Origin of the sequence: Metallumcola ferriviriculae, from assembly GCF_035573695.1 — a bacterium.
In the GTDB taxonomy this organism is placed as follows: Bacteria; Bacillota; JADQBR01; order JADQBR01; family JADQBR01; genus Metallumcola; species Metallumcola ferriviriculae.
This window is the reverse complement of the sequence record NZ_CP121694.1, coordinates 960,626-977,557: the sequence shown is the minus strand read 5'-3', so window position 1 is coordinate 977,557 and position 16,932 is coordinate 960,626. Positions and strand designations below refer to the sequence as shown.

Genomic DNA, 16,932 nt, shown 5'->3' with positions numbered 1-16,932 from the left:
GTGTTTTCCGTGGTAAATTTACTTTCTCAGTGATCTAATCCCCTTTAGTAGTATAAGAGTTTTCAATACTTAACCCGATCTAAACCCTTTAATCCCAATATTTCTCTCGCCTCATTAGGAGTAGCTGGTTCAATACCCAGTTCACCGGCAATGCGAACAATCTTCTCAACTTGTTCAGCATTGCTCTTCGCTAACTGACCCTTTTCCAGGTAAAGGTTATCCTCTAAGCCTACCCTCGCATGCCCTCCCATTAGTAAAGCCATATTACACATCTTAATTTGGTTTTTACCTGCAGCACAGACTGACCATTCAAAGTTGCCAATTAACTCCTTCGCTGTATTATACATATATAGTAGGTTATCCACAGTTGGCTGAATTCCGCCAAGAATTCCCATCACAAATTGTAGGTATACAGGCTTCTTCAAATGTTCTTTATTCACCATGAACGCAACATTATTAATCATCCCTATATCATAAATCTCTAGCTCTGGCTTGGTATTACAATGGTCAAATTCTTCGGTATACTCCCTTAAAGTTTTAAATGTGTTTGGAAAAATAATATCCTCGGAAGCGGCCAAATAATCTTTCTCCCAATCATGCTTGAAATGTTCCATATGGTCTAAGACATGGAAAAGAGCAAAATTAAGGGAACCAGAATTGCACGAAGCCAGTTCTGGCTCCAAGGTTTGGACAACCTTTATACGCTCTTCTGTTGTCATGCCCATACCACCACCGGTAGTAAAGCAAAGTATCATGTCGCAGCGGGATTTAACATATGCAGCGATCTCACCAAAATAATCCATGTTAGCAATGGGCCGGCCAGTTTCTGGGTCACGCGCGTGAATGTGGGCTACGGCTGCTCCGACTTCATAAGCGCGTACTGCCTCCTCAGCAATCTGTTTAGGTGTAATGGGTAAATACGGGGACATAGCTGGGGTATGGATGCCACCGGTAATGGCAGCAGTTATAATACGCTTCATTTATGCTCCTCCTTCTTTTCTTGTATTCATCAAATTCGAGACACTATTGGGCCTTGACCACGCATCTCCCGTAAGATCAGTATTTTATCTCTCACCTCAGTGAACGATAAAACCCGAACTGGTAATCCCGTAACTATGGAGCGGAATTACCAGTTCTAAAAACTCATTGGTTTTATTAAGGTGCTGGTTTATTCAACCATTCTTGGTAAAAGGTATCAATATCCGGCTGGAAATCAAAGGTGAATGGATAACCGGGTGGTACTGCTTCAACCTCTAGCATAGTGAAGCAATTTGGGCAGTAAAATTCACGTAATACCATCCAATTGGGGTCAGTACCCATGTACTTAGGGTATATTTCGTTGATCTTCTCTTCCGTGTCACGAACATATACATTAGCATGCAATTTCCAGTTAATGCTATGCTCACAAAATTCATGTCCACAATCGCATTTTACTATTCTTTCGCCATCGGCTTTGGAAACAATATTCAAGTGAAGACCATAAGGCATAATAATTTTATCATCGTATGAGACTCGTTCTTGCAAGATGGCCAACATCTTTTCAAACCGATCAGCATCCTTGAAAGAACTTAGTATTTTGTGAACCTGAGTAAATGGTAATTTCCCATCCATAAGCAGTTCAAGTGTCTTTTGATCATAATTTGGCATAACTTACCCTCCATCCTTAAAAGTTAAAATTCACCGATAATTTCCAGAATTCCCTATACTTATTTGCCCAACTTTGACTAAGTGAAAAACTGCTTGCGTACATATCGCTTACAGGATAATAAAAGTCTTTTTTTAGAATACGTTCACGTTCTTGGCTGATATATTCTGAAGCCGGTATTGATTTTGCTGCCCTTTGCTTTCTTAATTCTTGGCGGCGTTCATTGGTAGCATCGTTATCTACATGATATTTTCCTTTATCATCTTGACTAAAAATGGCTCCATAAACTTTTTCTGCAAAACGCGGTAAAACGAACCCTTCATTCAAGTCTTCTTCAATTGCCTTTATGTCCCGCTCACTGGGATCTCCTAAACCCGGTCCTCCCCTTTGGACTGATAAATACAGGTCATGTTCTACAAAGTCTTTTTCCAAACAAGTAGCACGGTTATCAATTTCCTCACGCTCTGCTTTAACATGGCGAGTCATCTCTGACTGTTCCGTATCCCCTTCGCGACATGGTAAGGGAGCTCTTTCTTGAATCAGCTGTTTCATGTTGGTTTCATGCATATTATGCCGATAGCCAGAGTTACCTGGGTAACCGCCAAACATTCCTGAACCATGGAAGACATGCCCCTCACCTAAATTGAATATTACTTGATCAGGTGTTTTCCATAACATCCGTAATGATTCAAACCCAGCCCCGCCTCGGTATTTACCCATACCTGCCGTCTGCGGCTTCACTCCTCTTCCCAAATACAAGAGCGGTTCTAAAAGTTCCCATGCTTCTATGTCCCCCATATCGCCTTCCGGGTTCCACATAGCTGCACAATATCCCTCACCATCTTTTATAAATCCTGCTCCGGTACCTTGACTCGAATGCTCAAAACTGGTGAAAGCACCATCCAAGCCAAATTGGTTTGTTCCTCCACCCATGGTCACATTCCAGGTTCCCGGATAACCTGCCGAAATTTCCTCAACATATCCTCTCCCCTGATAACTACGAGCTAAACAGCGAATTAAGCCCGTAAAGCTAGGAATTAAAAAGAACCAAGACAGGGTGGTAGACAAAGTATCATTTTCCGGATTTGACCAACTTCCAGGGGGAAGGTTACACTTTGTTGCTAAATAAGCACCATCATTGATTTTATCGTTAGGAACCAAAGTTTGCGTCAGCTGCACCCATAAAGCACCCTGCATGGCACTGGGCGGGCAGTTAAAAGAATGATACCCCCATTTGTTGGCACCTTCCAAACTAACTTCAAACTCTCCTTTGGAGCCTACCGTAAGAGTCATGGGCGCATGCATTAATTGATTTTTAGCAGCAAAGCTTGGCATCCTGGGCTCACCTTCAAAGGGAACATCAATGAAGGATGGAGCTTCGTAAGTCCCTGGAACCAGCACCTCTTTTACCCGTTCCCGAAAGGTCACTCTACCATCTTCAATTACTTCTTGCATAAATTGTTTATAAGTATCAATACCTTCTTCTTCAATCAAACGCATTACCGTTTCCCGTATCATCTGACACCCTGCCAGGCGGGTCCTTTCATCCAATAACCAATACATTGGTGCGCGCACGGCTTTTTTTGCCCTTAATTCGTAACTTGCATAAAGCTCATCATCCTCACCAATTTTTTCACAGGTGGTAATAAATCCGTCTTCGTAACGGCTGGTTTGACCAAAAGCCATACTTCCCGGTCTGGAAGCACCTACATCTATTTCATGAGTTACACCTCCGGCCCAGCCGATTAATTCATCTCCGTTAAATATGGGCGTTATAGTATAAACATCGGCATTATGAACGTCACCTATATGCGGGTCATTGGTGCCAAAGACATCGCCTGGTCGGATTTTAGGATTGTTTTCCCATCCATTCCTAATCATAAACTTTATTGAATCAGACATAGTATGCACATGAACAATGATACCGGTAGAAAGAGCAATAGAGTCCCCTTCCGGAGTAAACAAGGCAAAACAGAGTTCACCAATTTCCCGTACTATAGGTGATGCAGATATATTTAATGCTGTTTCTCGAGCGTTTACCAGCCCGCCGCGAATACGGGAAAAAATTCTCTCGTAGCGGATAGGATCACTTTCCTTTAGTACTAGCTCGCTAATGCCCTGATACCTTCCAGTATCCTTAAACTTAATTTCTGACTGTTCTAACATGTCTTTCAATGTTCGATCATCCCAGCCAATCGCTTTATGGTCTGTCTGATGGTATTTATTCATTGTAATCCCCCTTTATATTTTTTCTTCTGTTTTTAAGTGAAAAATTCGATGCTTATCAAGATAAGCGACTCTGCCACAGGGAATGACAAAAGTGGAAGATGGGGATTCAACAATACTCATACCCGAAAGTTTATTCCCAGGTTTAAGTAAATCCATATCCCAGATATCTCCTTTAACCCATTTACCACGCCAATAGACATCTCTCTGACCTTTACTTGCTTCTGCAGGAGGCTGTTCTGAGGTTAGGGCCTCCTCAGGCAGCATCGGTTTTTCCACATCAACTACCCCTTTCACCACAGCAGTGGTAATAAGATAGCCCAGTTCCGGGGATTTGGCCGATCTCGCATAAGTCTTACCATAACTTTCTTCAAAGTCGGCAACAATTTGTTCCAACTGTTCTACAGTTTCTATTTCGCCTACCCGACAGTTAATCTCAAGGTCATTAAGCTGTCCTTGATACTGCATCCTGACGTAATGCTTGTATTTTATTGCCGAAGTATCCACTGAACTCTTCTCAAATTCCTTCTTTACTTTATCTCTCAACTCCGCCCAGGCAACATTGAGAGCCCCCAATACTTTCACAGGCTCAGCACCAGCTACGCCAGCAATACCAAGGTCAACCGTTTTATCATAACGATATTCAAAATCAGCGCAGGCACAGCCAAACGCAGAAAAACCTGCTGCCCAAGCCGGAACCAAAACATCTTCAAAATTTAATCCCTCAGTATATCCGGCTGTATGAAGAGGTCCACCTCCACCATAAGAAAGCATAGTGTAATTTACCGGGGCATATCCCTTGCCTAGCACCATAGCAATTACTTGATTTTTGAGGGAGTCTTCAAAAAGTCTAATTACCCCTTCTGCCGCAACGTAAGGATCTAAACCAAGTTTATCTGCAACCTGCTCTTTTATGGCTTTGTATGCTTTTTCTTTATTTAGCTTTACTTCTCCACCAAGGAAGTTATCCGGGTTCAAATAGCCAAGAATTAAATTACAATCAGAAACAGTGGGAATTTGAACCCCGCCCTCCTCATAAGCCACACCAATTTTGGCTCCAGCACTATCGGGTCCTAATTCAATCCGATTACTGTTGGGGTTTACGCGAATAAAAGTTCCTGTACCTGCACCGAGGGAATCAATTTGCACCAAAGGTAAATTTAATACAAACCTCGCTATTTGAGGGTTATTTTTTATCTGATATTCGCCGTTGGTAATTAGCGCAAGGTCAAAACTGGTTCCGCCTATATCGGTGCATACCACATTTTTGCTGAGCAATTTGTCAGCCAAGTACTTGGCCCCCACTACACCCCCGATTGGACCGGATACGAGCGTCCGTGCTAGTTGCTTGGCCTCAATTCCAATAGTACCTCCGTGAGATGCCATTACTCGAGTCTCATAATTTGCCCCTAATTTTTTACTTGCCTGGTCTACTTTGTTAAGCTGGTCGCGAGACGGTTCCGCCGCATAGGCTTCTACCAACAAAGTGTTTAATCTACCATAATCACCCCGTACAGGGTATAAGTCTGAAGAAAGAAACAGCGGTACGGATTTGCCTACTTCTTCGAATACTTCAGCAGCAATTTCTTTTATCCGCTTTTCGTGAACGGGATTACGGTACGAATAAAGAAGGTTAACACATAGGTAGTCAATTTCTTCATCTAACAGTTCTTTGATGACCTGTTTAGCTTCATGCTCATACAGCGGAATAATCACATCACCAAATAAGTCAATACGCTCCGTTACTCCGCGAATTCTTTCACGCGGAACCAATGGTTCATTATGACGATGCGTTGCCAAATGGAGCCGGTCAGCATACGAATAACCAAGGTAGGTCTGTAACCCCCGCTCCATGCGTAAATAATCTTCCTGCCCCATTGAAACAATCAAACCTATTTCACGCCCTTTTCTCTCCAGTAATCTGTTAAGCATAGCTGTTCCGGAATAAGTCCCGGAGACCATTGTGGAAAATGCCTGGTCGGAGCTAATATCCCAAATTTTCAGAGCATCCTTAACTGAATTCACAAAACCGAGTGCCTCATCGTCAGGTGTAGTCTGCGCCTTACCCACTACAAATTCACCGTTTTCATCAATGATGAAGGTATCTGTCATTGTACCTCCAGCATCAATAGCTAAAACTTTTGCTTTTTTGGGCATTAATCATTACCCTCCTTTTTTTTAATTTGTTACCGGCCGGTAATATACTTTAAAGCAACATTAATGCCAATTATCTGAATATTTAATTTTTTTAAATTGTCTTTTCGCTCTTGAAATTTTGCCTTTGACTAAGCTATTTTACCATTCGCCGAACAGTAATATATTTTAGCTGAAAGTATGCTTTTAAGTTGTGTCAATAATTGTCCCATGGGTCACTTGTGTCATGACACACCACAGCAAAAGCGAGATTACCTTAGGTAATCTCGCTAACTTAAACGGTACTTTTTCAGTTTTCTATATAATGTACTTCGGGAAATTGCTAGTGTCTCTGCTGCTTTACTACGATTATAATCTGACTCTTTTAACGCATTTAGGATTAAATCCTTTTCCTGTTCCCCCTCATGACTGTTGCCACAAGGCGATTGGCTATACTCTTGAAGCACTTCCTTTGGCAGCATTTCCGGTTTCATCCGGGAACCCTGACTCAAATAGACTAGTCGTTCAAGCACATTTTTTAACTGCCTTACGTTGCCCGGCCAAGAATATTTTAAGAAGAAATCATTTATTTTAGGATCCAATGCCTCAGGGTTTCGTTGAAGACTTTTTAGAAATAGTTCTGCTAGCATAAGAATATCCGATTTCCGTTCCCGTAACGGAGGGATGTCTATGGTTAGAATATTTAATCTGTAAAACAGATCCGCTCTAAAATTCCCCTCATTTACTTCCTTAAATAAATCCTTCTGGGTTGCTGCTATTATCCTACAGCAAATTGGAATGGGCTTTTCGCCACCTACAGGATAAATGTTTTTTTCTTCTAAAACTCTAAGTAATGCTACCTGCATATCTAATGGCATTTCACCTATTTCATCTAGAAATAAAGTACCACCCGCCGCCAATTCAAATTTACCTTTTTTCCCTTTTTTTGAAGCACCGGTAAATGCCCCCTGTACATAACCAAACAGTTCACTTTCAAGTAACTCTTTTGAAATAGCACCGCAGTTTAATGGAATAAATGGTCCCCGTTGAGTTCCCTCATTATGTATGACACGAGCCAATACCTCTTTACCGGTTCCACTTTCCCCCAATAAAAGGACATGGGCTTGGTTCCTTGACGCAACCTTTGCTAATTTATACACTTCCTTCATATTATCGGCTTTGGTCTTTAAGGATGCAAAACTAACCTTTGCTATAAATTCTTCAGGTTCTTTGACACTTTCAAAACCAATTGTTTTTCTCTTATAGCCATCTTTAATAATAATAATGGTACCTGTACTAATATTGCCGTACTTAATTGGAACACAGCTCACCTTTAGCCAATGTCCGTTAATTTTGATTTCATCTTCAACTACCGCGGATCCCATCTGCACATGCTGCCACTTCTCCTGGATTATGGGGAGGTCCAAAAAATCCCCTACTCCAGCATCACTTACATCATTTAATAAATTCTTTACATGAGAATTACACGTTGATAGTTTCCCGGCTTTGTCAACTATTATTAAACCTTCTTCATCCTTATCCACCAACAGATTGTAATTTCGCTGGTTTATATATAACTGCCACTGTCTTAAGTTCTGTTCTATTACTGTAGCGGAGCTAACAACGAGACTAAGATTATGCGCATGAACACTGTTTATGGCTCCTGATATATCTAGTGTGCCCAAGATAGCCCCTGTAAAGGGATCCCGAATAGGCGCACACGAACATGTCCAATCCTGCCACCCGACACAAAAGTGTTCAGCTGCTAAGACTTGAATGGGCTGCTTTGTAGTTACACAGGTACCTACAGCATTGGTTCCGGCACCTTCCTCACTCCAATCGGCACCAATAACAAAGTTATTTCGGCTGGCCTGTTCCAAAACATCACTATCGCCTAGTACTTCTAATAAAAGTCCCTCCGTATCCGATAGAGCCACCAGAAAACCTAATCCTTTATTCCACTTATATAGTTGTTCCAATACAGGTTGGGATATTTCAAGCAGTTTGGCGCTGTTTGTCCTGCGTGCATCAAGCATAGCTTTGTTCATCGGTACAGGTGCCTGTTGCTTTTCAAAGGAAACACCCTGTTTAAGACAGCGCCCCCACGACTCAGCAATTATAGGTCTTATTTGTTCCCTATAAAGTAAATTTCTGCTGACCATACTATTCCACGCTGATTGTATGTTGCGTACCGTCCGATCAATATTGTTTTCTGACAACGCGAAAAGATGCATTTTCAAAATACCTCCCTGCTGATTCCGCATATATATTATAACATGTTATTGACTTTAGTTTAAGAATATTCAGACAATTTTATTTTTTAGTATTTCCCTTTTTAAAAGCTACATTGCTAAGCACCGGTTTGAACTGGATATCAATTTACGATACCTCAATATAAAATACCACCAGCTGCATCAAAGCAGCTGGCGGCTGTTTTTCTTACCGTCGTATGAAACTTTCACGTGTTTCCCTTCTATTACCGTCTTAAGATGTACCGGTTTCCCCCAGAGGAGATAGACGTGGGGAAGGGTTTTTTCAAGGTACGCTATATCCAATTCCTGTCCCTCAAAGCGGTGATTTATCAAAAGATCCCCGGAGCCTGAGTAGTCGCCGTTCTCTACTTCAAGAAAGGGGTGACCTCCGTTCATGATGCTGTTAATCAAGCCATCCCGGACCTTTTCCCAGTCGGTCTCAACTACCTGCCATTCGTGGCCCACCTTTTTATAGAGGTAAAGGTCTAATTCCTCCACCAACTCCTTTAGTGAGATAGTTAAAGTAATGCTTTAAACATCTCGTCACTTCCCGATATCCTGCCAATTGCTTTTCGCTTCAGAGATTTCTTGTAGCGCACCACTCTTATCTTTGGCGTCAATCGCACCTTTTAATCTTGCAATGTTTCTTGTAATTGAAGTAATATTATCCCTTTCTGAACTAAACTGTATTTTGGGAACAATTCTTTTCCATTCCACTTCTAAACTTTCAGTTTGACTTTTGGCTTCGGACCATTTTTCGGATGATATGTCGCTACCAATTTCTATGATTAATTGGTCAATTTCTTGAAACTGGTTAAACGGTTTTTTCATTATAGTGGTAGATTGCAGGACAATAAAGAAAATACCGAATATAAAGATTGGTATTAAGAACGCTGTAAGCTTTTTGATAAAATTACCCCCTAATTAGCACCTGGATAATCACTAACATCAGTTAGCTTTTTAACATGGTCGCTATATTTGTCGATGTAAAGCTGCCCGCCCGTATCTATTAAAGCGAGAAAAACTTCTTCTTCGCTATTTATTCCTTGTTTCTTAAGTTGGTCTGTTAGCCAAATGCGATCTAAATTAAAGCCTCTCAAGTTTTGCTCAATCACCACTCCATCGTAAATAAGTTCCGTGCTTAATCCTTTATATTGAGTTGGTAAATTCAAATCCTTAGGAGTAACCGGCTGGTATTGGGACTTTTTCTGTACGGAGAGTTTGCCGTTGGTCTCCAGCACCGCAAATTCCACTTGACCCAAGTCAAAAACTCCTTTGTTTCTCAATTGCTCTAAGAGATCGGTCGCTCTATACCGCATCCGTGCCATTGTATCTTCCATGATTTGCCCGTTCATTACAACGACGGTTGGTTCCCCGTCAATATATTTAGAAGCGGTTCGCCATTTTAAGGTTATTATCTGAAGAGCAAGAGCAGACCCAATCCAAGTTATAAGCCCGATCCAATGGGGAAAAGCCTTGCTGGTCAGGTCAGTCGTAAGAGACGATGCTGTTGATCCAATGGTAATCCCAAGAACGTAATCAAAAAATGTAAGCTGGCTTATTTGCTGCTTACCCAGAACACGAGCAAAAATGAGAAGTGTGAAAAATGCAATTAAACCTCTGACTAATTCAACTAACCATTCAGACAATGTACAGCCTCCTTTAAAAATCCTTGCTTTCATAATTTATTATTAGTTACCATAACTAATGGTATTCTTTAATAATTTTATTTGCTCACATCTTTTTTTAAAAACGAGATCAGAAAAAGACAATGGTGGTATCGAATATTAATTGCTGCAGATATAAAGAATAATTAATACAGAGGTGTTTAAGTGTTCGGGGGAGTACCAACACAGGGATTCCTACGCTGAAGCATCTCGAAATATTAATTTCTAACTAACTTACAGAGGTTGATTTAGCTGTGATATATTTGATGATTGCTGTTAAGTCGATGGCACTTTATTTAATCGGTATCGCTATTATGCGATTACTGGGTAAGTCAACAATCGTACAAATGACACCGTACGACTTATTAGCTATTATTATAATCGGTACAGTGGTATCTGAGCCTTTAATAAGCGAAAATTTTTTGCCGACAATTTTTGCTCTAGCAATACTTACAGCGTTACATATAATTTTTTCCAAATTAACATTAGCCTCTATTGGTAAAAGTCTATTTTTAGGTGAACCCACCTTGCTTATACAGGACGGTAGAATCATTGAAGATAATTTGGAAAAGACCTCTATTTCCGTGAGTCAACTATTATCAATCCTACGCAGTAAAGGATACCCCAAAGTTTCAGACGTTGACTATGCAGTCCTAGAACCAATTGGTGAGCTCAGCATTGTGCCAAAGGTGGAAAATACTCCAGTAACCGTGGGACATCTAGGCATTTCTATAAAAGACTCAGGCTTGCCTATTGCTGTCGTCGTTGACGGTCAAGTGCAGCGAAAGAATTTAGAATTAGTTAGCAAATCGGAACAATGGCTTAAGCAACAACTGAGGAAAAAATCCATCAAGCTCCAAGATATTATCTACGCCTTTGTCGCAGAGAAAAGCAAAGAATTGGAAATATTCTCTCGCCAGGGTGTTCACTATGGAACAGTTAAAACAACCCCGCCCGCAATGATACCGGTGAAACCTCTAAAGTCCTTGTATGCTTTTTTTAGAAGAATACGAATTTGACGGTTTTCTAGTAGAAACAGTGCGGGGCCGTATTTACGCCTATGATCTTTAGCGGAATAATCATTTCTTCCGCCAAGTAGTCGCTTTATTTTTCTGGCAGAATTCACATACCCTCATTAAAACAATCCGTAAAAATACGATTATGCAAAAATACGTAAAAATAAGCTTGGGGGTTTTTAAAACTGATTGGTACTTTGGCTGTAACAGAGAAGCCACCAACTGCATCAGAGCAGCTGGCGGCTGTTTTTCTTGCCGTCATATGAAAATTTCACGTGCTTTCCTTCTATTACCGTCTTTAGATGTACCGGCTTTCCCCAGAGGAGATAGACGTGGGGAAGGGTTTTTTCAAGGTAGGCAAGGTCTAATTCCTGGCCCTCGTAACAATGGTTTATCAAGAGATCACCTGAACCGCAATAGTCACCATTTTCCACTTCGAGGTAGGGGTGGCCTCCATTCATGATGCTGTTTATTAAGCCGTCCCTCACTTCTTCCCAGTCAGTCTCCACCACCTGCCATTCGTGACCTACTTTTTTGTAAAGGTAAAGGTCTAGTTCTTCTACTAATTCTTCAGTAAGGTAGTTACGCAGGAAAGAGCCGTCGTTTTCTGTTTCCCTTACCTGAAAGATTTTTTCCATACCCAAACCAGGACGGCGGCCGTATTTTAATGTTTCTTCCGCTGAAGGTTTATCCCATCGCTTGTAAATATCTTCAAAAATGGCCAGGCCGAGATGATATGGGTTTATAGAGGCACGTGATGGGAGTACCAGATTGCTGTTCATCTTAGAGAATTCTACTGCTTCGTCTTCTGTTAAATCCATCCCCCGCATGATACGTAGGTGCCAAAACGTTGCCCAACCTTCGTTCAATAAAGGTGCTTAAAAAATCCTTGACAAATATCGAAAGCTACTTGAGCCTAGGCTTTGAAAAAAAAGGCATTAACATATAGGTCTACACGCTATTTTTATTGAACAAAACTTAAATTTAGACGTAGATTTAGATGCTTGGATTGGCATAGCTAGTAGACATTTAATCCCATTAACGGCCAGTAGAAAAATGCCGCTAATAACGTAACAACCATAATAATTATTGTTAAAATAAACCCCGTGACAAAAAAGTCTTTCATATCATAAAAGCCCAGTGCGAAAACTGTCATTCCTCCAACTGTTTGGGAGGGTAGTAAGTATCCAATACTGCTGGCTATGGTACATACCATTCCAAACCAGATGGGATTATAGGAAGCACCTTCAGCTAATTTAAACGCCACGGGTAAAAAGGCCGCCACCATTGCAGTGTAGTTGGTGAAACCAATGCGAATAAGGATAAATCCCAACATTGTCACCAAAACGAGACCAGACACAGGTAACGTTTCTACATACCGTTTTCCATAAAATATCCATTGGATTACGCCACCCCTTTCCAGGGTATTTGCAATTGCAAAACCGGCAGCAAAAATAAAAGGTATACCCCAGTCTATTTTTTTTACTGTACTTTTCCATTCTAGTATATTAATACCCGGTAAAAATAGCAAAATTGAAACTAAGACTGCTGACATAGCAATTGACATGTGAGTAATGCCCTTTGTCACCCATAAAATAAATAACATAAGATATAACACTAGCAGCTTTATTTCTGAAAAAGAAATAAATCCTAATTTCCTTCTTTCTTCATAGAAATAACCCAGATTACCGTTAATAATAGATATTTCTGGTGGGAACATACGTACCAATGTGATGCCGAATAAAATTAAAGTGGCGAAAACAATCGGCAGCATCAGAAGCATCCAACCAAAATAGTTCCATTCAAACCCCAAAAGCGAATTGAAGAGACCCGCAGCATAAATAGAACCACCCGCACTGGTAATTAAGCTAATCGTAGTAATATACGGTACAAAAGTAATCGTCAGCATAATAAGCTTATGTACATTGCCATAGCGACTATCAATACACTTAACCAACCCGATGGCAATAGGTAACAGAACAGAAACCCGCCCCATCGCATTAGGTATGAAAAATGTCAAAACAAAAGAAGTAACAATAAAGAGAACCACGGTCTTTCTCACACTACCCCTAGCAGCAATCAATATATTATAAGCAATTCTTTTATCGACCGAATGTTCCTCCATAGCTGTCCCCATCATCAACATTGCAATAATCAGCCATATCACTTCATTCCCTAACCCACCAGCGACAGCTTTGAAGTCCAAAATACCCAATAATGGAGACATTACAATAACAATCATACTAGTTATTGCAGGAGGAATTAGCTTTGTCCCCCATAGAGCCACGCTCAACAAAAATAAGGCTAATGCAGGCATTCCGTTACTTCCCATATGCTTAGGTGCACCCAGGAAGGGTGAAAATATAAGAAACGTTATAGCGGCTAGCACAAATAATATTTTTGCTGTTCTTCTAGTTTTTGGTCCTTTATAGGGCTTAACATTAAATTCAATATTTCCCACAGTTTCAACCTACTGACTAACCGTAGATAAATTAATTACCTCTTTAACTGTGACAACATTTTCAAAATCCATTACCTTTTTGATTAGCCGTTCTATAGTTTCTTCGTCTAAAATCTTATGTGTTAATTGACTGAATTTTAGATTAAGTCGTTCTTGTGTCATTGGGTTATTTATACTTCCAGTCGCATGCGTCACCGTTACGGACTTTTCACTTCCATCATTAAAGATTATTTTCGCTACTGCTTCGTCTTCTCTTAAGTTACTATTTACCCGAGGCTTGATCTTGGCGCGGAATGATACCACATCTGGTCGTAACACCACTTCGTCCTGATACTGATCTTCCCCGGCATTACCTTCTAGAAAACCAATTGTCGCTGAATGATAGATACTAAACTTTCCTTCCAATCCTGTCTTTGGAGTAGGTTTACCGGTCAATTCCAATACATATGGATTAACATTAACTTCTATTTGTTTGACAACTTCCGGCTTTGCATATTCCCTAAGTTTAATGCAAGCGTCTATAGAAGGATGTAATACAATACCACAAGCATATGGCTTAAAACTATTTTTAAGTAGTTCCCACTGTTTTCCCCAATTTTCGTTAAGACGGGAAAGATCGTATTCGGTGGCGAGGACTGAAGCGAATCCTCTTTTGGCCTCTAAGACCTGTTTAGAGCTCGTAAAACCTTTCTTCGCAAGCAGTGCCCCTAACAAACCGTTCTGAGCTGCTTTACCAGGATGAAACGGTTTCGTCATTGTTCCAAACATTTCTCTTAAACCACTTGCCTGTGTACCTGCTATACCGAATGCGTTTAGCAGCTCTTCAGCATCTAAATCCAGCAGTATGCCCGCAGCAGTTGCAGCACCAAATACACCGGTTGTGCTAGTGATATGCCACCCTAGGTCATAGTGACTCGGGTAAACTACATTACCGATCCTTAACTCTGCTTCCACCCCCAGTATAAATGCTTTTAGCAGTTTCTTAGGACTAACATCGTACCATTCTCCTAAAGCAAACACTACCGGGGCCACAGGAGCACTTGGATGATTTATGGTGTCCAGATGTGTGTCATCAAAATCAAATATATGCGATGACATTCCATTAATTAATGTTGCTAGTAGTAAATCTACTCTTTCGCTACGACCAAATACAGACACTTGTTCACCCGAGTTTAAATCCTTTTTCAATTCTAACACCATATCTACTGAAGGGTGATAAGCAGCGCCAATGGCTACCCCCATCCAGTTGAGAATACTTTTTTTTGCATGTTCTATAACCTCTACTGGAATATCTTCATATCGAGTATTTAATATATTATCAACTAATACTTTAGTCTGCATCCTCTTTTCCCCTCTCAGCTTAATTTATTGTTCCGTTAGGCCAAATTCTTTTAACGCTGTTTTATAGGATTTTCTTACGTGCGCCTTCATAACCGCTTCTGCAAACTCCGGGTCCCAGCTTAAAATTGCATCAAGAATTAATTTATGTTCTTTAATATTTTCCAACGGACGTTTCTTATTTGAAAGCGTCGTGGTCATAACTAAATGAATGTGAGACTGTAATGTTTTAATAGCACTAAACAAGTAACTATTATTAGCTGTTTTAGCTATTTCCATATGAAACTCGTTATTGATCTTAGAGAGTTCTTTGATGTCACCCAATTCTATAGCCTTCTCAGCATCGTCTAAAAAAACTTTTAACTTATCTATCACTTTTTTATCCCTTGTTTCTGCTATTAATTTGGCTCCCAGACCTTCAAGTACTTCCCTAAATCTATATAGATCTATTACGCGCTGTTTAGTTATAGTAATTACTTTTACCCCTTTGTGGGGTTCGGTTTCCACCAAACCAAACTTTTCAAGACGTCTTAAAGCCTCGCGCACAGGAGTTCTGCTTACTCCAAGCTTACTTACTATCTCCCTTTCAGTCAGCATCTGACCAAACTGCAATTCCCCTGATATAATACCGTTATATAAATATTCAAATACCATATCTGTTTTTATATCTTTTTCTAATTTCATTTTAACCTCCATTACGTTAAAAGCTCTTAGTTATGCTTTATTTACTTCTGAGGTTTTGAATAATCGGCACAAATAAAGTAACCAAAGATAAGATTAATAAAGTCAAGGTTATCGGGCGGGATAGAAAGAATAATAGTTCCCCATCACTTATGGTAATTGCCCTCCTGAAGTTAGTTTCCATCATGAAACCTAGAACCAAGGACAAAACCATGGGGGTTGTAGGAAATTTTGCCTTTCTTAACCCATATCCCATAAGTCCAAAGAGTATCATTACCCAGACCGGGAACATTGTATTACTATAAGCGTACGCCCCTAATACAGATATGCCAAAAACAAATACCGCTAAAATCCTTTTGGGAATTAATACAACACGAGACCATAAACGAATGCCTCCCAGGCCCACAGCTAACATTATTGGTGTTGCTATTAACAATGCCGCAAAAATGGAATAGGGAATTTCAGGGTTTTTTGAAAACAACATAGGGCCTGGTTGAACCCCTTGAATTGTCAGCGCTCCGATTATTATGGCAGCACTGGCCGATCCAGGAATACCCAATGCCAATAATGGAGCAAAGGCCCCCGAAACCGCCGCATTATTTGCAGCTTCCGAAGCAGCAATTCCTTCAGGGTTACCTTTTCCAAATGTTTCACTGTTTTTAGAAACTCTTTTAGCCTCGTTATAACTAACTAGCGACGCGATTGTTGTACCTGCTCCCGGAATAACGCCGATTACATATCCAAGAATGGACGAACGTACTAAAGTTACCCACATTTGTTTAAAAGTACTTAATGGCGCCCCCAGCCCTTTTACCTTCTCTGCCTTTGGCGGCCTAGTCTTTACATCTTCCATAAGGTAAAAAACTTCCGAAAGCGCAAATAAACCTATTAAAGCTGGTAAAAATGGTATTCCCTCAAACAAATCGTTCACAAATACGTAGCGCGGTGTACCCATAACCGGGTCTAAACCTATTGTTACAAAAAGTAACCCCAGCAGCATACTAAGAATGCCCTTTAATAAAGATTCTCTACTTAATGAACTTACTAAACTTAACCCAAAGATAGCCAATGCAAAGTATTCCGTCGGTCCAAACTTTAATGCAAAACTGGCCATAGGAACAGCCGTAAAGATCAATAGAATAGAACTAGTTACCGCTCCAATTGAAGAAGCGATAATTGAAATCGTTAACGCCTTGGCTGCTTCCCCATTCTGTGTCATAGGATATCCATCAAATGCTGTAGCTGCGGCAGCAGGTGTACCAGGGGCATTTAGCAAAATGGCCGTAATTCCCCCACCATATTCAGCCGCCATATACAATGAAACAATTATAATCATTGCCATTACAGGTTGCATAGTAAATGTAAAAGGAATTAATAAAGCAATCCCAATACTCGGAGTTAAACCTGGCATTGATCCAATAAAATATCCAATCATAACACCAATTAGTAATCCCATAAAGTGTTGAAATTGAAGGACTTCTCCGAAACCCATTAATAAATTCTCGACCATTTA

General features: G+C 40.4%; 14 protein-coding genes. 1 reads left to right on the top strand and 13 read right to left on the bottom strand.

Annotation, left to right across the window (positions count from 1 at the left end; translation table 11 throughout):
* Positions 1–62: 62 nt before the first annotated feature.
* From MFMK1_RS04895 to MFMK1_RS04860, 8 genes are all read right to left on the bottom strand, one after another.
* Positions 63–980 carry a beta-keto acid cleavage family enzyme gene (locus MFMK1_RS04895; RefSeq protein WP_366924028.1) on the bottom strand — a complete coding sequence of 306 codons (918 nt, stop codon included), beginning with the start codon at positions 978–980 and terminating at the stop codon, positions 63–65.
* 175 nt (positions 981–1,155) lie between these two features.
* On the bottom strand, positions 1,156–1,647 hold the full coding sequence (locus MFMK1_RS04890) for an acetone carboxylase subunit gamma (RefSeq protein WP_366924027.1): 492 nt from the start codon (positions 1,645–1,647) through the stop codon (positions 1,156–1,158).
* A 16-nt stretch (positions 1,648–1,663) separates the two neighbouring features.
* Complete coding sequence (locus MFMK1_RS04885) at positions 1,664–3,874, bottom strand: hydantoinase B/oxoprolinase family protein (RefSeq protein WP_366924026.1); 2,211 nt, start codon at positions 3,872–3,874, stop codon at positions 1,664–1,666.
* Between the two features lie 12 nt (positions 3,875–3,886).
* A complete protein-coding gene (locus MFMK1_RS04880) occupies positions 3,887–6,028 on the bottom strand; it encodes a hydantoinase/oxoprolinase family protein (protein WP_366924025.1) in 2,142 nt (713 codons plus the stop codon).
* A gap of 266 nt (positions 6,029–6,294) precedes the next feature.
* On the bottom strand, positions 6,295–8,238 hold the full coding sequence (locus MFMK1_RS04875; protein ID WP_366924024.1) for a sigma-54-dependent Fis family transcriptional regulator: 1,944 nt from the start codon (positions 8,236–8,238) through the stop codon (positions 6,295–6,297).
* Between the two features lie 180 nt (positions 8,239–8,418).
* The gene (locus tag MFMK1_RS04870) at positions 8,419–8,754 is read right to left on the bottom strand and encodes a hypothetical protein (protein WP_366924023.1); all 336 of its coding nucleotides are present in this window, start codon (positions 8,752–8,754) and stop codon (positions 8,419–8,421) included.
* Between the two features lie 45 nt (positions 8,755–8,799).
* Positions 8,800–9,087: a DUF4363 family protein gene (locus MFMK1_RS04865; RefSeq protein ID WP_366924022.1), complete on the bottom strand. Its 288-nt coding sequence runs from the start codon at positions 9,085–9,087 to the stop codon at positions 8,800–8,802.
* Between the two features lie 89 nt (positions 9,088–9,176).
* Entirely contained in the window at positions 9,177–9,905 is a 729-nt protein-coding gene (locus MFMK1_RS04860; protein ID WP_366924021.1) for a DUF421 domain-containing protein, read from the bottom strand.
* Between the two features lie 272 nt (positions 9,906–10,177).
* Here MFMK1_RS04860 and MFMK1_RS04855 point away from each other — a divergent pair, with 272 nt between their 5' ends.
* Complete coding sequence (locus tag MFMK1_RS04855; RefSeq protein ID WP_366924020.1) at positions 10,178–10,942, top strand: DUF421 domain-containing protein; 765 nt, start codon at positions 10,178–10,180, stop codon at positions 10,940–10,942.
* Positions 10,943–11,166: 224 nt separating this feature from the next.
* On the opposite strand, the gene MFMK1_RS04850 is transcribed toward MFMK1_RS04855, so the two are convergent.
* The 5 genes from MFMK1_RS04850 to MFMK1_RS04830 form a co-directional block, all read right to left on the bottom strand.
* Complete coding sequence (locus tag MFMK1_RS04850; protein ID WP_366924019.1) at positions 11,167–11,760, bottom strand: SpoVR family protein; 594 nt, start codon at positions 11,758–11,760, stop codon at positions 11,167–11,169.
* Between the two features lie 197 nt (positions 11,761–11,957).
* Complete coding sequence (locus tag MFMK1_RS04845) at positions 11,958–13,400, bottom strand: SLC13 family permease (RefSeq protein WP_366924018.1); 1,443 nt, start codon at positions 13,398–13,400, stop codon at positions 11,958–11,960.
* A 9-nt stretch (positions 13,401–13,409) separates the two neighbouring features.
* Complete coding sequence (locus tag MFMK1_RS04840; protein WP_366924017.1) at positions 13,410–14,741, bottom strand: MmgE/PrpD family protein; 1,332 nt, start codon at positions 14,739–14,741, stop codon at positions 13,410–13,412.
* Between the two features lie 24 nt (positions 14,742–14,765).
* Entirely contained in the window at positions 14,766–15,422 is a 657-nt protein-coding gene (locus MFMK1_RS04835) for a GntR family transcriptional regulator (protein ID WP_366924016.1), read from the bottom strand.
* A gap of 37 nt (positions 15,423–15,459) precedes the next feature.
* The gene (locus tag MFMK1_RS04830; protein ID WP_366924015.1) at positions 15,460–16,929 is read right to left on the bottom strand and encodes a tripartite tricarboxylate transporter permease; all 1,470 of its coding nucleotides are present in this window, start codon (positions 16,927–16,929) and stop codon (positions 15,460–15,462) included.
* Positions 16,930–16,932 lie beyond the last annotated feature (3 nt).